The sequence below is a fragment of the Streptomyces sp. NPDC051207 genome (genome assembly GCF_040682395.1).
Taxonomy (GTDB): Bacteria; Actinomycetota; Actinomycetes; order Streptomycetales; family Streptomycetaceae; genus Streptomyces.
The window spans coordinates 108,768-128,024 of the sequence record NZ_JBFBAX010000005.1 but is presented as its reverse complement, the minus strand read 5'-3'; the positions used below and the strand labels follow the sequence as shown (position 1 = coordinate 128,024).

Annotated in this window: 15 protein-coding genes and 2 pseudogenes; 10 read left to right on the top strand and 7 right to left on the bottom strand. The window is 73.4% G+C overall.

The features are described from left to right. The first annotated feature begins 56 nt into the window (after positions 1-56). From AB0M97_RS07395 to AB0M97_RS07380, 4 genes are all read left to right on the top strand, one after another. Positions 57-1,406, top strand: a complete 1,350-nt coding sequence (locus AB0M97_RS07395; protein ID WP_365959920.1) for a sensor domain-containing protein — start codon at positions 57-59, stop codon at positions 1,404-1,406. A gap of 252 nt (positions 1,407-1,658) precedes the next feature. Continuing rightward, positions 1,659-2,318, top strand: coding sequence for a response regulator transcription factor (locus AB0M97_RS07390; protein WP_365959919.1), 660 nt, complete (start codon positions 1,659-1,661; stop codon positions 2,316-2,318). A gap of 219 nt (positions 2,319-2,537) precedes the next feature. Next, entirely contained in the window at positions 2,538-4,469 is a 1,932-nt protein-coding gene (locus AB0M97_RS07385; protein WP_365959783.1) for a 2-oxoacid:acceptor oxidoreductase subunit alpha, read from the top strand. Continuing rightward, positions 4,462-5,541, top strand: a complete 1,080-nt coding sequence (locus AB0M97_RS07380; RefSeq protein ID WP_365959782.1) for a 2-oxoacid:ferredoxin oxidoreductase subunit beta — start codon at positions 4,462-4,464, stop codon at positions 5,539-5,541. The genes AB0M97_RS07385 and AB0M97_RS07380 overlap by 8 nt, the downstream gene beginning before the upstream one ends. 30 nt (positions 5,542-5,571) lie before the next feature. On the opposite strand, the pseudogene AB0M97_RS07375 reads toward AB0M97_RS07380, so the two are convergent. Then, positions 5,572-5,745, bottom strand: a pseudogene (locus AB0M97_RS07375) (winged helix-turn-helix transcriptional regulator); the annotation flags it as partial. A 3-nt stretch (positions 5,746-5,748) separates the two neighbouring features. Here AB0M97_RS07375 and AB0M97_RS07370 point away from each other — a divergent pair. Further along, a pseudogene (locus tag AB0M97_RS07370) lies at positions 5,749-5,900 on the top strand (KR domain-containing protein); the annotation flags it as partial. 102 nt (positions 5,901-6,002) lie between these two features. After that, complete coding sequence (locus AB0M97_RS07365; protein WP_365959781.1) at positions 6,003-8,903, top strand: BTAD domain-containing putative transcriptional regulator; 2,901 nt, start codon at positions 6,003-6,005, stop codon at positions 8,901-8,903. A gap of 543 nt (positions 8,904-9,446) precedes the next feature. On the opposite strand, the gene AB0M97_RS07360 is transcribed toward AB0M97_RS07365, so the two are convergent. Next, entirely contained in the window at positions 9,447-10,034 is a 588-nt protein-coding gene (locus tag AB0M97_RS07360; RefSeq protein ID WP_365959780.1) for a M23 family metallopeptidase, read from the bottom strand. Between the two features lie 223 nt (positions 10,035-10,257). Between AB0M97_RS07360 and rarD the strand changes: the two genes are divergently transcribed. Next, positions 10,258-11,229, top strand: a complete 972-nt coding sequence (gene rarD / locus AB0M97_RS07355; RefSeq protein ID WP_365959779.1) for an EamA family transporter RarD — start codon at positions 10,258-10,260, stop codon at positions 11,227-11,229. A 53-nt stretch (positions 11,230-11,282) separates the two neighbouring features. Here rarD and AB0M97_RS07350 read toward each other — a convergent pair whose 3' ends face one another. After that, on the bottom strand, positions 11,283-11,969 hold the full coding sequence (locus tag AB0M97_RS07350; RefSeq protein WP_365959778.1) for a CGNR zinc finger domain-containing protein: 687 nt from the start codon (positions 11,967-11,969) through the stop codon (positions 11,283-11,285). A gap of 21 nt (positions 11,970-11,990) precedes the next feature. On the opposite strand from AB0M97_RS07350, the gene AB0M97_RS07345 reads away from it, so the two are divergent. Together AB0M97_RS07345 and AB0M97_RS07340 are read left to right on the top strand one after the other, a co-directional pair. Continuing rightward, positions 11,991-12,455: a VOC family protein gene (locus tag AB0M97_RS07345; RefSeq protein ID WP_365959777.1), complete on the top strand. Its 465-nt coding sequence runs from the start codon at positions 11,991-11,993 to the stop codon at positions 12,453-12,455. Between the two features lie 174 nt (positions 12,456-12,629). Beyond that, complete coding sequence (locus tag AB0M97_RS07340; protein ID WP_365959776.1) at positions 12,630-13,574, top strand: M28 family metallopeptidase; 945 nt, start codon at positions 12,630-12,632, stop codon at positions 13,572-13,574. Here AB0M97_RS07340 and AB0M97_RS07335 read toward each other — a convergent pair. Continuing rightward, a complete protein-coding gene (locus tag AB0M97_RS07335; protein ID WP_365959775.1) occupies positions 13,571-15,181 on the bottom strand; it encodes a tetratricopeptide repeat protein in 1,611 nt (536 codons plus the stop codon). The two genes, AB0M97_RS07340 and AB0M97_RS07335, sit on opposite strands and share 4 nt — an antisense overlap. Before the next feature lie 217 nt (positions 15,182-15,398). On the opposite strand from AB0M97_RS07335, the gene AB0M97_RS07330 reads away from it, so the two are divergent. Beyond that, entirely contained in the window at positions 15,399-15,980 is a 582-nt protein-coding gene (locus AB0M97_RS07330) for an NAD(P)H-dependent oxidoreductase (RefSeq protein ID WP_365959774.1), read from the top strand. Between the two features lie 28 nt (positions 15,981-16,008). Here the strand turns inward: AB0M97_RS07330 and AB0M97_RS07325 are convergent, their stop codons facing one another. The 3 genes from AB0M97_RS07325 to AB0M97_RS07315 are packed head-to-tail and all read right to left on the bottom strand — an operon-like array spanning position 16,009 to position 19,080. Then, positions 16,009-16,890 (bottom strand): ABC transporter permease, encoded by an 882-nt coding sequence (locus AB0M97_RS07325; protein ID WP_365959772.1) that lies wholly within the window; start codon positions 16,888-16,890, stop codon positions 16,009-16,011. Next, entirely contained in the window at positions 16,877-17,824 is a 948-nt protein-coding gene (locus AB0M97_RS07320) for an ABC transporter ATP-binding protein (RefSeq protein ID WP_365959770.1), read from the bottom strand. The genes AB0M97_RS07325 and AB0M97_RS07320 overlap by 14 nt, the downstream gene beginning before the upstream one ends. A gap of 41 nt (positions 17,825-17,865) precedes the next feature. Beyond that, positions 17,866-19,080, bottom strand: coding sequence for a DUF2092 domain-containing protein (locus AB0M97_RS07315; RefSeq protein ID WP_365959769.1), 1,215 nt, complete (start codon positions 19,078-19,080; stop codon positions 17,866-17,868). Positions 19,081-19,257: the final 177 nt, after the last annotated feature.

The following is a 19,257-nucleotide window of genomic DNA, read 5'->3' as shown; positions in this document are numbered from 1 at the left end:
CTGCGGTGGAGCACTGTGGTGGTACGGCACCGGACGACGAGGAACGGACGACACCGATGGCCATGGAGTACGGGCAGGGCTACGGGCCGGGTGGGCCCGGATGCGCGATGAGCGGCAGGGAGCGGCGGCACCGGCTGCCGGCGGGGCTGCGGGCACCGTTCGAGGGGCGCTTCTGGCGCGAGTTCGGCTTCGTGCTGCTGAGCCTGCCGATCAGCGTGCTGCTGTTCGTGTTCACCGTCACGATGGTCGCGCTGGGCGCGGGTCTGCTGGTGACGTTCCTCGGGGTCCCGGTGCTGGCCGCGGCGCTGGCCGGCTGCCGCGGGCTGGGGGCGCTGGAGCGGGCGCGGGCGCGCGGGCTGCTGGGCCTGGAGGTGGCGGAGCCGGAGCCGCTGCGGATGCGCAAGCAGGGTCCGATGGCGTGGATCGGTGCCGTCCTCAAGAGCGGCACGTCGTGGCGGGCGGTGCTGTACGCGCTGCTGCACTTCCCGTGGGCGGTGTTCTCCTTCGTCGTCGCCCTGAACCTCTGGGCGTACGGCTGGGCGCTGGTGACGTATCCGCTGTGGTTCTGGGTCTTCCCGATGTGGGTGGGGCAGGGCGGTCTTCAGCTGTACGGGGACGAGACGCACCGCGTGTACCTGGACAACCCGTTCGAGATCACGGTGGCGGCGCTGGTGGGGCTGCTGTTCACGCTGGCCACGCCGTGGATCGTGCGGGCGCTGACGATGGTGGACCGGGTGATGGTGCACGGGCTGCTCGGGCCGTCGCGGCTGGCGACGCGGGTCGTGGAGCTGGAGTCGGACCGGGGTGTCGTGGTCGACACCGCCGCGGCCGATCTGCGGCGCATCGAGCGGGATCTGCACGACGGGGCGCAGGCCCGGCTGGTCAGCCTGGCGATGGACCTGGGGCTGGCGAAGGAGAAGCTGCGCGAGGACCCGCAGGCCGCGGCGCGGATGGTGGACGAGGCGCACGGCGAGGTGAAGACGGCGCTTCAGGAGCTGCGCGATCTCGCGCGGGGCATCCACCCGGCCGTGCTCACGGACCGCGGGCTCGACGCGGCGCTGTCGGCGGTGGCGTCGCGGTGCGCGGTGCCGGTGCGGGTGGAGGTGGACCTGCGGGAGCGGCCGGCGCCGGCGATCGAGGGGATCGCGTACTTCACGGTGTCGGAGCTGCTCCAGAACATCAGCAAGCACGCGCGGGCGACCTCGGCGGTGGTCGAGGTGTGGCGCGTGGACAACCGGCTGATGCTCCAGGTCATGGACGACGGGGCGGGCGGCGCGGACGTGGGCCGGGGTTCGGGCCTGGCCGGGCTGGCGGAACGGCTCGACGCGGTGGACGGCATCCTCGTGGTGGACTCACCGGCGGGCGGGCCGACGCGGGTGACGGCCGAACTGCCGTGGCGCAGGTGACGGCCACCCGAAACCGCCAGCCGCGGGTCGCAGGCCGCGGTTCACGGACCGCGGACCGCAGGCCGATGGCCGAGCCCTCTCCGTGGGCGAATCCCACCCCAAGCCGCAATCCGGGCTCCTCAACCGGAGCCGGCTCCCCCAGTCCCGGCGCGGCGCCGCATCCCTCTGCCAATGCTGGGATGCTGGACCTGTCGCAGGTCCGCCGTGGGGCGGGCCGCCGTGGGCAGGGGGCAGAAGGACGTGGAGGACAGGGTGCGGGTGGTCATCGCCGAGGACTCGGTGCTGCTGAGGGAGGGCCTGACCCGCCTCCTGACCGACCGCGGGCACGACGTCGTGGCCGGCGTCGGTGACGGGGACGCGCTGATCAAGACCATCACCGACCTGGACGACCAGGGCGCGCTGCCCGACGTGGTGGTCGCCGACGTGCGGATGCCGCCGACGCACACCGACGAGGGCGTCCGGGCCGCGGTGCAGCTGCGCAAGGCGCACCCGGGGCTCGGGGTGCTCGTCCTGTCGCAGTACGTGGAGGAGCGGTACGCGACGGAGCTGCTGGCGGGCTCCAGCCGTGGCGTCGGCTATCTGCTCAAGGACCGGGTGGCCGAGGTGCGGGAGTTCGTGGACGCGGTGGTGCGCGTGGCGCGGGGCGGTACGGCCCTGGACCCGGAGGTCGTCGCACAGCTGCTGGGCCGCAGCCGCAAGCAGGACGTGCTCGCGGGGCTGACCCCCCGGGAGCGCGAGGTGCTGGGCCTGATGGCGGAGGGCCGGACGAACTCGGCGATCGCGCGGCAGCTGGTGGTCAGCGACGGGGCGGTCGAGAAGCACGTCAGCAACATCTTCCTGAAGTTGGGACTGTCCCCGAGCGACGGCGACCATCGCCGCGTCCTGGCCGTCCTCACCTACCTCAACTCCTGACAAACCGGTGAACCGGGACGGGCGTCTTCGGGGGTGGCGGCGCAGGCGGGTCGCCGGGGGGCGGGAAATCATGACACGTCGGGGCCGCGGGCCGTCTCGCTGTCGTGTCCATCATGCGAATGTCACACCGGGTGCGGGCGCCGCGGACGTAGGGTTGACGCGGGCGGGCCTGCGGGAAGGCCTGTCCCGGACAGCCGTCCACCAGGGAGGTCCAGTTCAGTGACCAGCCAGGTCAGTAGCCCAGCGGAACAGGCCGACGGAGCCGTCGCGGGAGAGCAGCGCAAACCGGCCGGGACGAAGGACGTCCGCCGGCTGGATCGGGTGATCATCCGGTTCGCGGGGGACTCGGGCGACGGAATGCAGCTCACCGGCGACCGCTTCACCTCGGAAACCGCGTCGTTCGGCAACGACCTGTCGACGCTGCCGAACTTCCCGGCCGAGATCCGCGCGCCCGCAGGCACCCTGCCGGGCGTCTCCAGCTTTCAGCTGCACTTCGCCGACCACGACATCCTCACCCCGGGCGACGCGCCGAACGTCCTCGTGGCGATGAACCCGGCCGCGCTGAAGGCGAACATCGCTGATGTGCCGCGCGGCGCGGAGGTCATCGTGAACACGGACGAGTTCACCAAGCGGGCGATGCAGAAGGTCGGGTACGCGACCTCGCCGCTGGAGGACGGTTCGCTGGACGGCTACCACGTGCATCCGGTGCCGCTGACCACGCTGACGGTGGAGGCGCTGAAGGATTCGGGGCTGGCCCGCAAGGACGCGGAGCGGGCGAAGAACATGTTCGCGCTGGGCCTGCTGTCCTGGATGTACCACCGGCCCACCGAGGGCACGGAGCGGTTCCTGCGGGCCAAGTTCGCCAAGAAGCCCGAGGTGGCCGAGGCCAACGTGACCGCGTTCCGGGCGGGCTGGAACTTCGGCGAGACGACGGAGGACTTCGCCGTCTCCTACGAGGTGGCGCCGGCCGCGCAGGCCTTTCCGCCGGGCGTGTACCGCAACATCTCCGGGAACCTGGCCCTGGCCTACGGCCTGATCGCGGCCTCTCGCCAGGCGGACCTGCCCCTCTTCCTGGGCTCGTACCCGATCACCCCGGCCTCGGACATCCTCCACGAGCTCAGCCGCCACAAGAACTTCGGCGTACGCACGTTCCAGGCGGAGGACGAGATCGCGGGCATCGGCGCGGCCCTGGGCGCGGCCTTCGGCGGCTCCCTCGCCGTGACCACCACCTCCGGTCCCGGCGTGGCGCTGAAGTCGGAGACCATCGGTCTCGCGGTCTCCCTCGAACTGCCCCTGCTGATCGTGGACATCCAGCGCGGCGGCCCCTCGACGGGCCTGCCCACCAAGACCGAGCAGGCGGACCTGCTCCAGGCGATGTACGGCCGCAACGGCGAGGCCCCGGTCCCGGTGGTCGCGCCGCGCACCCCCGCCGACTGCTTCGACGCCGCCCTGGAAGCCGCCCGTATCGCGCTCACCTACCGCACCCCGGTGTTCCTGCTCTCCGACGGCTACCTCGCCAACGGCTCGGAACCCTGGCGCATCCCCGACCTGGACGAACTGCCCGACCTGCGGGTGCAGTTCGCGCAGGGCCCGAACCACACCCTGGACGACGGCACCGACGTCTTCTGGCCCTACAAGCGCGACCCGCAGACCCTGGCACGCCCGTGGGCGGTCCCCGGCACGCCGGGCCTGGAGCACCGCATCGGCGGCATCGAGAAGGAAGACGGCACGGGCAACATCTCCTACTCCCCGGCCAACCACGACTTCATGGTCCGCACCCGGCAGGCCAAGGTCGACGGCATCGACGTGCCCGACATCGAGGTGGACGACCCGTCCGGGCAGGCGCGGACCCTGGTGCTCGGCTGGGGTTCCACCTACGGGCCGATCACCGCGGCCGTCCGCCGGCTGCGCACGGCCGGCGAGACGATCGCCCAGGCCCACCTGCGCCACGTCAACCCGTTCCCCCGGAATCTCGGCGAGGTCCTGAGGCGTTACGACAAGGTGGTGATCCCCGAGATGAACCTCGGCCAGCTCGCCACCCTGATCCGGGCGAAGTACCTGGTCGACGCCCACTCGTACAACCAGGTCAACGGCATGCCGTTCAAGGCGGAGCAGCTCGCCACCGCTCTCAAGGAGGCCATCGATGGCTGACACGTCCACGGAAGGCACGGGCACGATCGAGGCGCTCACGCTCGTCCCGAAGGCCGAGGGCAAGCAGTCGATGAAGGACTTCAAGTCCGATCAGGAAGTGCGCTGGTGCCCCGGCTGCGGCGACTACGCGATCCTGGCCGCCGTGCAGGGCTTCATGCCCCAGCTCGGCCTGGCCCGGGAGAACATCGTGTTCGTCTCCGGCATCGGCTGCTCCTCCCGCTTCCCGTACTACATGAACACCTACGGGATGCACTCCATCCACGGCCGCGCCCCGGCCATCGCGACGGGCCTGGCCGCCTCGCGCCGCGACCTGAGCGTGTGGGTGGTGACCGGTGACGGCGACGCGCTGTCCATCGGCGGCAACCACCTGATCCACGCCCTGCGCCGCAACGTCAACCTGAAGATCCTGCTGTTCAACAACCGGATCTACGGCCTGACCAAGGGCCAGTACAGCCCCACCTCCGAGGTCGGCAAGATCACCAAGTCGACGCCGATGGGGTCGGTGGACGCCCCGTTCAACCCGGTGTCCCTGGCGATCGGCGCGGAGGCGTCGTTCGTGGCCCGTACGGTCGACTCCGACCGCAAGCACCTCACCGAGGTCCTGCGGCAGGCGGCCGAGCATCCGGGCACGGCGCTGGTGGAGATCTACCAGAACTGCAACATCTTCAACGACGGCGCCTTCGACGCGCTGAAGGACAAGCAGCGGGCCGAGGAGGCGGTGATCCGCCTGGAGCACGGGCAGCCGATCCGCTTCGGCAGCGGCCTCGCCAAGGGCGTCGTACGGGACCAGCAGACCGGCGACCTGAAGGTCGTCACGGTCACGCCGGAGAACGAGGCGCGGATCCTCGTCCACGACGCGCACGCGGCGTCGCCGACCACGGCGTTCGCCCTGTCGAGACTGGCCGACCCGGACACGCTGCACCACACGCCGATCGGCGTGTTCCGCTCCGTCGACCGGCCCGTCTACGACACGCAGATGGCCGAGCAGCTCGACGCGGCCGTCGAGCAGAACGGCAAGGGCGACCTGGCCGCCCTCCTCGCCGGCGGCGACACCTGGACGGTCGTCGGCTGAGCACGCGGTACGGCTGTGGGCCCGGGCGCTTCAGTGCGTCCGGGCCTCGTCGTATGCCCGGCGGGCCCGTTCCACGTCCGCCATCCGCCGCTCGGTCCACAGCGCGAGTGAGCGGACCTGTTCGGCGGCCTCGCGTCCGAGGCCGGTGAGGGAGTAGTCGACGCGGGGCGGGATGACCGGCCGGGCGTCGCGGTGGACCAGGCCCGGACGTACGAGCTGGGCGGCGACGAGGCGTGGAGCTTCGAGGAGTACGCGGCGAGAAGGGCGAACTGGTGATCGACTCCGGTAACCTGTCCCGCCTGACGGGACGCCCGACCACGCCGCTCGCCGAGGCGATCACGAGCGCGCTCAAGGGCTGACACGCCGCCGCCCCGTCCGTACTGGATCGCTGAACTCCTGTTCGGCGACTGTGCCCACGGCTACGCTGAGCCGCAGTCACGGGCTGTCACGGAGGCAGGCGGATGGGGGAGCCGGTATTCGGCGTGCTGGGCCCGCTCCAGGTACGGGCGCGGGGCGGAGGGGGGCCGTTGCGGCTGGGCGGTCCCAAGCCGCGCGCGGTGCTCGCCACACTGCTGCTGCAACCCGGGGCGTTCGTCTCCGTGGACGTGCTGACCGAGGTGCTGTGGCCGGGCGGCGCGCCCCGCTCGGCGGTGGCCAACGTCCGCACCTACGTCCGCGCGCTGCGGCGTGCCCTGACGGCCGGGGGCATCCCCACCGACGGGCTGCGCACCCTGCCGGCCGGCTACGCCCTGGACGTCGAGCCCGGCGACCACGACCTGCTGCTGTTCGAGCACCTCCTGGACGGCGCCCGCGTCGCACGCGACCGGGGCGACGACGGCACCGCCCTGCGCGGCTACGACACCGCCCTCGCGCTGTGGCGGGGCGGCGTGCTCCAGGACCTGCCGTCCAGCGTGGTGTGGGACCCGGTGCTCACCCGCGTCGAGGAGCTGCGCTCCCTGGCCGTGGACGAATGCCTCCAGGTCAGGCTGCGGCTGGGCGACTACCCGCCGCTCGTCGCCGGCCTCAGGACCCGGCTCGCCGAGGACCCGCTGCGCGAGGACCTGTGGCAGATGCTGGTCCGCGCCCTGCACGGCGCCGGGCGCGTCACCGAGGCCCGCGCCGCCTACGCGCAGGCCGAGCGGGTCCTCGCCGCCGAACTCGGCGTCGCCCCCGGCGCCCCGCTGCGCGCCACCGGCGAGGAGGTCAACGGGCACGCGGCGCGGCGCCGTACCGCCCCGGCCGCGCCGGTGTGCCAGCTGCCGATGGACGTGCCCGACTTCACGGGCCGCGCCACGGAGATCGCCGCGCTCGAGGAACTGCTGTCCGGCGCGGGGCGGCGGCCGGTCGTCGCCGTGGTGTCGGGCCCGCCCGGATCGGGGAAGTCCACGCTGGTCGTGCACGTCGCCCACCGCGTGCGGCACCTGTTCCCGGACGGGCAGCTGTTCGTGGACCTCGGCGGCATGAGCGACCGGCCGCGCGAGGCGGCCGACGTGCTCGCCGAGATGCTGCGCGGCCTCGGCGTCATCGACAACGCCATGCCCGCCGAATCCGGCGAGCGGGCCGCGTTGCTGCGCTCCCGGCTGGCCCAGCGGCGCGTGCTGATCGTCCTGGACGACGCCGCGACCGGAGCGCAGGTGCGCCCGCTGCTGCCCGGCACCGGAGGCTCCGCGGTGCTGGTCGCCTCCCGCCGCCGGATGCCGTCCCTGCCCGCGCAGCACTGCCCCCTCGGCGTCATGCGACGCGACGAGGCCCGCGCGCTGCTCGGCCGGATCGTCGGCGAGGACCGGCTGGGCGGCGCCGGGGCGGACGCGGACACGGACCGGGTGCTCACCGGCTGCGGCTCACTGCCGCTGGCCGTGCGGATCGCCGGGGCACGGCTGGCCAACCGGCCCGGCTGGACCGTCGGCGCGCTCGCCGGCTTCCTGCACGACGAGCGCGGCCGGCTGGACCAGTTGCAGACCGGCGAACTGGAGGTGCGGGCGAGCGCCGAGTTGAGCTACCGGTATCTGCCCGAGGACGCGGCCACCGCCTTCCGCGCCTTCGGCCGGCTGCCCGACGAGGCGGTGCCCGGCTGGCTCGTGACCGCCGCGACGGGACGGCCCGGCGAGCCGCACCGGGCGCTGGAGACGCTGCTCGACGAGCACCTGGTGGAGGTGGTGGGCACCGACCCGCTCGGCCTCCAGCGCTACCGCATGCACGACCTGCTCCGCATCTACGCGCGTGAACTCGCCGAGGCGGACCCGCCGGACCTCTGGCGCGAGCGCGGGCTGCGGACCGTGGACGCCCTGATCGCGCTGGCCCGCTGCGCGAACGCCGCGATGCCGACGCGTTTCCTCGGGGTGCTCGGTGAGGCGGTGCCGCTGCCCGGCCCGGCCGCCGGACTCGCCCGCGCCGTACGGGCCCGGCCGATCGAGTGGTTCGAGAGCGAACGGCGGGTGCTGGTCGCCGCCGTGGAATCCGCGCTGCGGCTCGGCGACCCGGCCCGGGCCGCCGATCTCGCCGTGGAGCTGGCCGGCTTCTTCGACATGCGCGGCTACTACGACGACTGGCTGCGCACCCACCGGCTCGTCCTGGACGCGGTGCCCGACCCGGCCGACGCGCGGTCCGCGGCCCTGCTGCGCAACCTCGGCCAGCTCCACCTCTACCAGGACCGGTACGCCGACGCGCTCGCCGCGTTCGACCGGTCCCGGGAGGTCTTCGCCGGCCTCGGCCACCGCGCGGGCGAGGCCGTCGCCGGGCTCGGCACCGGCTCGGTGCACCGGGTGACCGGCGATCCGGACGCGGCCCTGACGTCGTTCACCGAGGCGCTGCGCGCCTCCCGGGCCGCGGGCGACCGGCACTGCGAGGCCGTCGCGCACAACGCGATCGCCTCGGTGTGGCTGGAGCGCGGCGACCCCGACGCCGCCGCGCCGTGGCTCGCGCGGGCACTCGCCCTGTCCCGCGACGTCGGCGACCGGCACCGCGAGGCACAGGTCCGCCGCCGCATCGCCGTCCTGCACGAGCTGCGCGGGGAACCGCAGGTGGCGCGGGCCGAGCTGGAGCGGGCGCTCGGGATCTTCGACGAGCTGACCGACACGCACTGCGCGGCGTACGTGCAGCAGAGCATCGGGGAGCTGTGCCTGCGCCAGGGCGACCCGGGCCGGGCCTCGGCGCTGCTGGTCGGCGCGCTGGCGGTGCAGCAACAGCTCGGCGACCGGCGCGCGGAGGCACGGGTGGCGTGCCTGCTGGGCGAACTGCACCACGCGACGGGCCGCAAACAGACCGCACGCCGCTACTTCCACCGCTCCCTGTCGGCCTGGCGCCGCCTCGACGTACGCGACCAGGCAGAACTGGTGGACGCGAAATTGCGGTCGCTGCGGTGAGGCGCCGGGGGCGGGGAGCGGGGGCAGGGCGGCGCGCGGGTGCTGTTCGCTGCGGCGAGCCGCGGGTGCCGGAGCGGGGGCAGGGCGGCGCGATGCCGCGGTTGCTGCGGTGAGGCGCTGGGGGCGGGAGCGGTGGTACGGCGGTACGCGGGTGCCGCCGCTGCGGCGAGCCGCCGGGTGCCGGAGCGGGGGCAGAGCGACGCGATGCCGCAGTCGCCGCGGTGAGGCGCTGGGGGCGGGAGCGGGGGCAGGGCGGCGCGCGGGTGCCGCCGCTGCGGCGAGCCGCCGGGTGCGGCACAGGCGGATACGGCGATGCGAAGCCGCGGCCGCGCACTGAACCGCCGGGCGGGGAAGCTTCGGCACGTCGGCACCCGGCCTCTATACGCCCCCCAGCCCGGCGCGGGCACCCAGCCACCGCACCCACTCCCCCGGCCCGGCGCGGGCACCCGACCGCCGCACCCGCTCCTCCGGCCCCCGGCGCGGGCACCCGACCGCCGCACCCGCTCCCCCGCCCCGGCCCCGCGCCGAAACTCCCGCCCCGGCTCAGCAGCCGTTCGTGCTGGTCTGGTAGCGCGTCGTGTAATCGGGCCAGGAGACGCCCTGGACGACGGCCACCACGACGTTGCCGTCGTGGATCTGCTCGTAGTGCAGGTGCGGGGAGATGTCGTAGAGCGCGGACGTCGCGCCGACCGTGCCGATGCGCTGGCCGCGCGTGACGGTGGCGCCCTCCTGCACGTCGCGGGACTGCAGGTGCGAGTAGCGGGTGCGCCAGCCGTCGCCGTGCCCGATGACGATGGTGTTGCCGTAGCCGGTGCTGGTGGCGTAGTACGACTGGAGGACGGTGCCGCCCGCGCTGGCGAGGACGCGGCGGCCGAGGTCGTCCGGGGTGCCGTTGGCGTCGTAGTGGTTCCAGTCGATGGAGTGGGCGGGGCTGTGGCCCTGCCAGTTGCTGCCGCGCCAGGTCTGGCCGCAGACGAACGGCATGCGGAACGCGGGCCGGGTCGCGGCGGCCTCGACTCCGGCAGAGGCCGTCTCCGGGGCCGCGGTGGCGGCCGGGGCCGCAGCCGCCAGCGCGGCCAGGCCGCACAGCGCCGCGAGCAGCCGCCGGCCGTGTCTCTTACGTCTCTGCATGGTTCCTCCCGTGGTCGCCGAGGTGACGCGGCGATTGAAGGAGGCGGGCATACAAAGCGGATACAAGCCGGTACGCGGCCCCGGCCCGGCACGTGCCGTCGAGGTCCGGGCGGCGACGTGAAACTGTCATGACCGTATGCCGATACGGGCATGACAGCCGTGGCATCCCGGCGTTACCTTCGTCGGTGCTGCACCTGCGCGGCCAGGCGAGAAGGAGATGCCCGTGACCGGGAAGTCGAGGAGCGAGCGGCATATAGGACTGCTGAACGGCTTCGCGGCCTACGGGATGTGGGGCCTCGTGCCCCTGTTCTGGCCCCTGCTGAAGCCGGCCGGGGCGACGGAGATCCTCGCGCACCGCATGGTGTGGTCACTGGCCTTCGTGTCCGTCGCCCTGCTGGTGATCCGGCGCTGGGCCTGGGCGGGCGAACTGCTGCGCCGGCCGCGCCGGCTCGGGCTGATCACGTTCGCCGCGGCCGTCATCACCGTCAACTGGGGCCTCTACATCTGGTCCGTGAACTCCGGCCACGTCGTCGAGGCCTCCCTCGGTTACTTCATCAACCCGCTCGTCACCATCGCCATGGGCGTGCTGCTGCTGAAGGAGCGGCTGCGTCCCGCGCAGTGGGCGGCGGTCGGCATCGGCCTCGTGGCCGTCGTCGTCCTCACCGTCGGCTACGGCAGGCCGCCGTGGATCTCCCTCGTGCTCGCCTTCTCCTTCGCCACGTACGGGCTGGTGAAGAAGAAGGTCAACCTCGGCGGCATCGAGTCGCTGGCCGCCGAGACCGCCGTGCAGTTCCTGCCCGCGCTGGCGTATCTGCTGTGGCTCGGCACGCGGGGCGGCCTCACCTTCGGCTCCGAGGGCGCGGGGCACGCCGCGCTGCTCGCCGCGACCGGCATCGTGACCGCGCTGCCGCTGGTGTGCTTCGGCGCGGCGGCGATCCGCGTGCCGCTGTCGACGCTGGGGCTGCTGCAGTACATGGCGCCGGTGTTGCAGTTCCTGCTGGGCATCCTGTACTTCCACGAGGCCATGCCGCCGGAGCGCTGGGCCGGGTTCGCGCTGGTGTGGCTGGCGCTGTCGCTGCTCACGGGCGACGCCCTGCGCACCGCCCGCAAGGCCGCGCAGGCCCGCGCGGAACTGCGCCTGCCGCGCACCGCCACGACACCGAACGCCGACCCCGTCGGCCGGCACCAGGCCTAGGGCCTGCGGAAAGAGGCCAGGACCTCAAAGGCCCAGGACCTGCCGGAAGGCCGTTAGCCGGGCCCGTCCGGGGATTCCCGGTGGGTGCGGGCCCGGTGGGCGCGCACCTTCTCCCGGTTTCCGCAGTGTTCCATCGCGCACCAGCGGCGGCGGCCGGGGCGTGAGGAGTCGACGAACAGCAGCCGGCAGCCGTGGGCGCCGCACTCGCGGACGCGGTCCCCGTACGGGCCGGTGAACAGGTCGATCGCGTCGCGGGCCACCGTCGACAGCAACTGCGTCGCCGTGGCGCCCGGGGCCCAGCCGGGCGTGCCGTCCGGCTCGATGCGGGTGACGAGCGGGGGCCGGGCGGCGGCCTCGTTGACGACATCGAGGTGGGCCCGTCGCAGCGGGCGGCCGTGGGCACGGTCGGCGGTCAGGAGGAACAGGGTGTCGCGGAAGACGCGGGTCCGCTCCAGCTCCGCCACGCTCACCGTGAGGTCCAGGCCGCCCCGCAGCCGGCTGCGGCCGGCCCAGGTGACGAGGTCGGCGGGCTCGTGCAGCACCTCGTAGCGCGCGAAGGCGCCGGGGCCGCCGGTCGGCAGCAGCTCCAGGCACAGGGCGCCCGGGTCGAAACGGTAGGGCTTGCCGTCCCGGGAGACCAGCGTCAGGCCGGGCGTGGGCCGCCGCCGCACCGATCCGGCGGCCCCCGCTGTTCCCCGCGTCTCCGGTGTTCCCGGCGTTTCCGTTGCCCGCTCACTCATGTAACCAGTATAAGAGGTTACATGACTCGGACTCTCACACCCGTGCACTGGAAACTCGTCATCGACGCGGCCGACCCGCACGCCCAGGCCGACTTCTGGGCCGCCGCGCTGCACTACGCGCTGGAGGACAACAGCCCGCTCATCGACAAGCTGCTCGGCGCCGGGGCCGTACCGGCCGGGCTCACCGTCGAGCGCCACGACCGGCGCTTCTGGCGGGACCTGGCCGCCGTACGGCATCCCGAGGACCCGTACGACGAGGAGAGCGGGACAGGGCTCGGACGGAGGCTGTTGTTCCAGCGTGTGCCGGAAGTGAAGGCAGTGAAGAACCGGCTCCACATCGATCTGCACCCGGGTGCGGGCCGGCGCGACGAGGAGGTCCCGCGGCTGGAGGGGCTGGGCGCGGGCGTGCTGCGGCGCGTGGCGGAGCCGTCGGGGTCGTGGGTGGTGATGGCGGACCCGGAGGGCAACGAGTTCTGCGTCCATTAGGCGGCGCGGGGCGGCACGGGCGGTCCGGCGCGGGCGGACCGCCGCTCCGCTATTCGGATAACGAAATCCCTGTCCGGATAGTGCTCTTGACCAAGAGTCAGTCGTACCTCGACCATCCAGGGCACCCGTTCACATGGAATCCCCCAGGATTCCCTTGGAATTCGGAGCCCCCACATGAAGCTCTCCGTCTCCGCGCGCGCCATGACCGCGGCCGTCGTCGCGGCCACCACCCTGCTGGCCGGCGGGACCGTCGCCGACGCGGCACCCGCGCCGCTGCCGGCCGCGGCACCCGACATACCCGTCGCCAACGTCAAGGCGCACCTCACGCAGTTGCAGTCCATAGCCGGCGCCAACGGCGGCAACCGCGCGCACGGCCGCCCCGGCTACCGGGCGTCCCTCGACTACGTGAAGGCCAGACTGGACGCGGCCGGATTCACCACGAGGATCCAGCAGTTCACGTACTCCGGCCGCTACGGCTACAACCTCATCGCCGACTGGCCCGGCGGCGACCCCAACCAGGTCGTCATGGCCGGCTCGCACCTCGACAGCGTCAGCTCGGGCCCCGGCATCAACGACAACGGCTCCGGTTCGGCGGCCGTCCTGGAGACCGCGCTCGCCGTGGCACGGGCCCAGTACAAGCCCACCAAGCACCTGCGGTTCGCCTGGTGGGACGCGGAGGAGCTGGGCCTCGTCGGCTCCCGCTACTACGTCAACAGCCTCTCCGCCGGGAGCCGCGCGACGATCAGAGGCTACCTCAACTTCGACATGATCGGCTCGCCCAACCCCGGCTACTTCGTCTACGACGACGACCCCGCCATCGAGAAGACCTTCAAGGACTACTTCGCCGGCATCGGCGTGCCCACGGAGATCGAGACCGAGGGCGACGGCCGCTCCGACCACGCGCCGTTCAAGAGCGCGGGCGTGCCGGTGGGCGGCCTGTTCACGGGCGCGAGCCGCACGAAGACGGCGGCGCAGGCCCAGAAGTGGGGTGGTACGGCGGGCGTGGCCTTCGACCGCTGCTACCACTCGTCCTGCGACACGACGTCCAACATCAACGACACGGCCCTGAACCGCAACAGCGACGCCCTGGCCCACGCGATCTGGCAGCTGTCGCTCTAGGCCCTGTCCTGGTTCCGGCCCTCCGACGCCCGGGCGCGCCGGGCGAGCCGTTCCATGCGGGTGCGCACGGAGTCCAGCTGCTCGATCTCGTCGGCGGCCGGACCGCCCTCGGCCGCGAGCCCGGTCCACACGCCGATCAGCTCGCGGCCCAGCTGCAGGCCCCGCGCCGGGTCGCGTACGGCACGCCAGGCGGTCGCCGCGCTCTGGACGTTGCCGTACGCGGCCTCCGCGTCGCCCAGGCGGCGGTGCACGCCGGCCAGTTCGAGGGAGAGCCGCAGCGCGCGGACCGGTTCCCCGGCCAAGTAGGCGATGTACGCGGTGAGTTCCCGCAGCCGCAGCACCTCGGGGTGCTCCGCCCCGAGCGTCCCGGACGCGTCGGCGACGGTCTGCTCGGCCAGCCTCGCCGCCTCCTCGGTGCGCCCGCTCCGCACGGCCTCGTTGATCCGTCCCACCGGCTCGGCGAGCAGCGCGGGCGCGGTGCCGTTCCCGGGCGCGGTGACCGGCTCGACCCCGAGCACGGCCTCGGCCACGGCGTCGAACCCGCGCGCGGGGGTGGGCTTGGGGTCGGGCCCCGGGCGGGGCGGGAGGGTGACGCCGGGGGCGGGGCGGCGAACGGCCGGAGATGGCGGGATCGGCGCGGGGACGCGGTGGTGGCCTGCCGGGCGGATGAGGTCAGGAGCGGGAACCCGCTCTGCCGGGCGGGTCGACTCAGGGGCGGGGCCGTGTGCCGCCGGGTGGGGCGGCTCGGGAGCGTGACCCCGCTCTGCCGGGCGGGGCGGCTCGGGAACATGGCCCTGTGCCGCCGGGCGGGGCGGCTCGGGGATGTGGCCGTGATCCGGCGGGCGGGTGGCGTCCGGGGCGGCGGCGGTGTGCGTCCCGGCGTCCATGCGCGGCGGCGGGCCGAACGCGCCCGTCGGGGCGGTGACCGTACCGGGCGGCGCGGCGTCCGACGGCGGTTCCTGCCCGGCGCGCGCCTCACGCTCGGCGGCCCATGACGGCACCGCCCGCAGGCGGAACGTGGCGGCGCCCGCGCCTGCCCCCCGGGACTCGGGCGAGGGCTCGGGAATCGCCCTCATGCGGAACGTGGGGGCCGACTCCCCCACCGGCTCGGCGACCGGCCGGAAGACGTGCGTGTGCCGGTCATCTGTCACGGACGCCTGAGCCGGCGGCGGCTCGGGCGGTTCGGCGCCGGACACCACCGGTACCGCGGACCCGGCCGGCGCCGGAGTCGGCGCCGGCCCGTGAGGCGGCGACGCCATCGGTACGGGATCCGCCGTCAGATGGCTGGAGCCGTCCAGGTCGATCCGGAGCGGGATCACGTACCCCATCCGCTCGTCGTGGACCGTGGCCAGGACCGGCTGCCCGGAGGCGAGGGCCATGCGGTGCAGGCGGTCGAGGACGGTCCGCTGGATCTCCTCGCCGTCCGCCGCGGCGACCGGGACGCCGCCGACCGACGCACCGGCCCGCGCCTGCCCGGCGTCCTCGCCCCCGTCCGCTCCCCGCGTGGGGGCCGGCACGGACACGCGCACCTCGATCGGGGGCCGGTGAGCCGCGGAGCCCGCGTCACCCTTCTGTTCCCGCGTGTTCTCGCGGCTGAGTCGAGACATCGTCCCCTCATTCGGGTGCGCCGGGGAGTCTCCGGTCATACGTACACCTGTCACCGAGTCTCTCCGCTCGCCCGCGATTCTCATGTCACCGAGGTGTCACAGGCTCGTCCCAAGCAGCGTCCGCCCCGCGGGCCGGTTTTCCCTTGAGACATTTCATGCATGTGCATATGATGCACATGACCATTATTGATGCGCGCCGATTTGTCTGGGGGACCCCATGACCCGCCGCTTCCTCTTCGTGCTGGGCAGCAGCCGCAGCGACGGCAACACCGAACTGCTCGCCCGCGCCGCCGCCGAGCAGCTCCCGGGCGACGTCGAGCAGCAGTGGATCGACCTCGCCGAGCACCCGCTGCCCGACTTCGCGGACCTGCGGCACGACAGCGACCACGTCCGCCCCACCCACGGCAATGCCGCCCTGCTGCTCGACGCCACCCTCGCCGCGACGGACCTGGTCATCGCCTCGCCCCTGTACTGGTACACGGTCTCCGCGCACACCAAGCGCTACCTCGACCACTGGTCGGGCTGGCTGCGCACCCCCGGCCTGGACTTCCTGGCCACGATGGCGGGCCGCACCCTGTGGGGCGTCACCGCGCTCGCGCACGAGGAGCAGGAGGTCGCCGACCCGCTGATCGGCACGCTGCGCAACTCGGCGGCGTACATGGGGATGCGCTTCGGCGGTGTCCTGCTCGGCAACGGCAGCAGGCCGGGCGACGTCCTGAAGGACACGGAGGCGCTGGCGCGCGCGAAGACGTTCTTCGCCCAGGACCCGCCCCTCGCCCGTTTCCCCTACGAGAGCTGACGGCTCGCCGGGACGACCACGGCGGGGCCTACGTCGTGATGTCCTTCGCCGCCAGCCGGGCCCATGCCGCCGACCCGAACACTCCCGCGTACAGCCCTTGCAGGCCGAGGTTCCTCAGCAGGTCGTCCCAGTGGACCGGCTCGCGCATGAGGTCGGCGAAGGACAGCCAGTAGTGCGGGAAGAGGTAGGGGTGGATCGCGTGGAGCTGCGGGATCTGGTTGAGGATCTGCACGGTGATCAGCAGCCCCACGGTCGTGGCCATCGCCGCGATGCCGCTGTGGGTCAGCGTGGACACGAACAGGCCGAGCGCCGCGACGCCGAGCAGTGACGCGGCGACGACGAGGGCGATCAGCAGCGCCCTGAGCAGGCCGTCGGCGAAGCCGATGCGCGTGCCGGAGATGGTCGTGAGGTCGCCGAGCGGGAACAGCAGGGCCCCGGTGGCCAGCGCGGACACCGCGACGACGAGGGTGGCGACCAGGCAGAAGGCGACCACGGTGGCGTACTTGGTGAGCAGCAGGCGGGTGCGGCCGGCGGGGGCGACCAGCAGATAGCGCAGGGTGCCCGCGCTCGCCTCGCCGGCCACGGCGTCGCCCGCGACGACGCCCACCGCCATCGGCAGGAAGAACGGCAGGGTCGCGGCCAGCGCGCTGAAGACGAGGAACAGCCCGTTGTTGGTGATCTGCGAGATGAACGCGGGCCCCTCGCCGCCTCCGCCGCCGCCCGGCGACCCGCCGTCGGTCTCGATCTCGACGGCGACCCCGATCAGCACCGGTACGGCGGCCAGCACGCCCAGCAGCGCGAGCGTGCGCCAGCGCCGGAAGGTCACCGCCAGTTCGTTGCGCAGCAGCCCGAACGTCCACACCGCGCGCACCGGGCGGCTCCCCGCGGCGGCCGGGTCAGCGCGCGACATCGAAGCCCTCCCCGGTCAGCGCCACGAACGCGTCCTCGAGGGAGGCCCGTTCGACGGCGAAGCCGCGGACCCGGACGCCCGCCGTCACCAGCGCGGCGTTCACCTCGGCGAGGTCGCGCCCCGGCACCTCGCCGGTCACCCGCTCGCCGTCGGCCACCACGTCGCCGACGCCCTGCTCCTTCAGGACGCGGGCCGCCTCCCCGGGGTCCGGCGTGGTCACCGCGAGCCGCCCGCGCGCCCCGGCGGCCAGGTCGGCGACCGGGCCCTGGGTGAGGAGGCGGCCCTGCGCCATCACGGCGGCGTGCGTGCACACCTGCTCGATCTCGTCCAGCAGGTGCGAGGAGAGGAACACGGTCGTGCCGTCCGAGGCCAGTTCCCGCACCAGCGTGCGGATCTCCCGCATGCCCTGCGGGTCGAGCCCGTTGGTCGGCTCGTCCAGGACCAGCAGCCGGCGCGGCCTCAGCAGCGCGGCGGCCAGGCCCAGCCGCTGCTTCATGCCCAGCGAGTACGCCTTCGCCTTCTTGCCGGCCGCCGCGGCGAGCCCCACCCGCTCCAGCGCCGCCGCGACACGGGCACGCCGGATGCGCGGGTCGGCGGTCGGGTCGGCGGCGTCGTAGCGGATCAGGTTGTCGTGGCCGGACAGGAAGCCGTAGAGCGCGGGGCCCTCGATGAGGGCGCCGACGTGCGGCAGCACGGAGCGCGCGGCCCGGGGCATGGGCTTCCCGAGGACGCGCGCGGTGCCGGAGGTCGGCTCGACGAGGCCCATCAGCATGCGGATGGTGGTGGTCTTGCCGGAGCCGTTCGGGCCGAGGAAGCCGAAGACGCTGCCCGCCGGGACGGTCAGGTCGAGACCGTCCACGGCGAGCTGTCCGCCGCGGTAGCGCTTGGTGAGCGCACGGGTGTCGATGACGACACCGCCGTCCGTGTCACCCATCGACTCTCCCCCGCTCCCCGCTGCGCCCTGCCTTACGGTGCCTACCGGCCCGCGTCGGCCGCCTTCACGAGGGCGTCCTTCGTGACGGTGCCCACGTAGACCTTGCCGTCGTCGGTGATCAGGGCGTTGACCAGGCGGGTCTTGAAGACCGTGCCCGAGCCGAAGGCGCCGTTCACCTTGTCGCCGAGCGAGTCCAGGAAACCGCCGAACGCGCCGGACCCGCCGGCCCCGGAACCGGTCGGCAGGCCCTGGCCGCCGGTGTCGAAGGTGGCCACCGAGTTCCAGCCCTCGCCGATGACCTTCAGCCCGTCGAGTTCCTTGCCGAGGTGCTCACCGGACTTGGCCGACGGCCGGGGGGCGTGCCCGGCGGCCTCGTCGTCCTCGGTGACCTTGGCGCCCTTGGGCGGCGTGAAGTCGAACGTCGACGCGGCCGGCCTGGCGAAGCTGACCTTGGTGAAGCCCGCGTCCACGACGGCGGCGCCGCCGGAGGCCGGGGTCAGCGTGAACTTGAGCGGCATGCCGGTCTTCGCGTCCACCGCGACGCTGATGGCGCCGACCGTGGAACCGGACTGCTTCGGCTTGATCAACAGCTTGTACGCGTCCCGGCCGGCGACCTGGGCGGTGCCGTCGACGGTCACGGACGTGGTGTCGTCGACGGCCTTCAGGGCCTGCTCGGCGAAGTCCTTCGGCGTGGCCGGGACCTCGTCCTTCCGCTCGCCGCGGCCGGTGTCCTCGGCGGTGGAGTGGTAGACCTCGTTGGACGCGCTGTCGTAGCCCCAGACGTCCTTGCCGTTGTGGATGAGGCTGTACTCCGCGGCGTTCTCCAGCAGGGACAGCTTGTGCCGGTCCGGGCCGTCGGCGGCGACGCGCAGCGTGTGCGTGCCGTTCGCCAGCTCGGTGAGCCGGGAGGACGGGTCGGCGGGCGAACCGTCCTCGCCGTCCGTCCGGCCGGCGCCCGACAGCAGGCTGTCCTCCAGCCCGCCGAGGTCGGGCAGCCCCAGGTCCGTGCTGATCTTCACGGTGCCGGACAGCTGCTGCACGTCCGACTCGGCCATCTTCTCGATGAGCTGCTGGGCGGTGATCTCCGGGAGGTCGGGGTCACCGGAGTCGGCGATCGCCGGCACGAGCCCGATGGTCGCGGCGGCCAGCCCCATCACCGCCACCGGGACGACGTACCGCGCGGCCTTGCGCCGGCCCGCGCTGAGGTCGTCGGCCTCCCCGGCGGTCGTGGTGTCGTCGGATGCGTACGGTGCCATGTGTGCCTTACCTCCGTCGTCGGCGGCGGCTGTCCGTCTCGTGTCCCCGCGTCTCGTGTACTCGCGCCGGTCCCACCCCGAGCCGCCATTGTCACCCGAATCGGTGAGCAGTGGTGTTGTCCGTGACATCCATCTGACCAAATCCGCCGCCGAGTTGCGTCAGCCCGGGGGCCCAGC

Coding starts and splice junctions, on each gene's coding strand:
- AB0M97_RS07395 (WP_365959920.1), top strand. CDS start 57: ATGGCCATGGAGTACGGGCAGGGCTACGGGCCGGGTGGGCCCGGATGC.
- AB0M97_RS07380 (WP_365959782.1), top strand. CDS start 4,462: ATGGCTGACACGTCCACGGAAGGCACGGGCACGATCGAGGCGCTCACG.
- AB0M97_RS07365 (WP_365959781.1), top strand. CDS start 6,003: ATGGGGGAGCCGGTATTCGGCGTGCTGGGCCCGCTCCAGGTACGGGCG.
- AB0M97_RS07360 (WP_365959780.1), bottom strand. CDS start 10,034: ATGCAGAGACGTAAGAGACACGGCCGGCGGCTGCTCGCGGCGCTGTGC.
- AB0M97_RS07350 (WP_365959778.1), bottom strand. CDS start 11,969: ATGAGTGAGCGGGCAACGGAAACGCCGGGAACACCGGAGACGCGGGGA.
- AB0M97_RS07345 (WP_365959777.1), top strand. CDS start 11,991: ATGACTCGGACTCTCACACCCGTGCACTGGAAACTCGTCATCGACGCG.
- AB0M97_RS07340 (WP_365959776.1), top strand. CDS start 12,630: ATGAAGCTCTCCGTCTCCGCGCGCGCCATGACCGCGGCCGTCGTCGCG.
- AB0M97_RS07335 (WP_365959775.1), bottom strand. CDS start 15,181: ATGTCTCGACTCAGCCGCGAGAACACGCGGGAACAGAAGGGTGACGCG.
- AB0M97_RS07330 (WP_365959774.1), top strand. CDS start 15,399: ATGACCCGCCGCTTCCTCTTCGTGCTGGGCAGCAGCCGCAGCGACGGC.
- AB0M97_RS07325 (WP_365959772.1), bottom strand. CDS start 16,890: ATGTCGCGCGCTGACCCGGCCGCCGCGGGGAGCCGCCCGGTGCGCGCG.
- AB0M97_RS07320 (WP_365959770.1), bottom strand. CDS start 17,824: ATGGGTGACACGGACGGCGGTGTCGTCATCGACACCCGTGCGCTCACC.
- AB0M97_RS07315 (WP_365959769.1), bottom strand. CDS start 19,080: ATGGCACCGTACGCATCCGACGACACCACGACCGCCGGGGAGGCCGAC.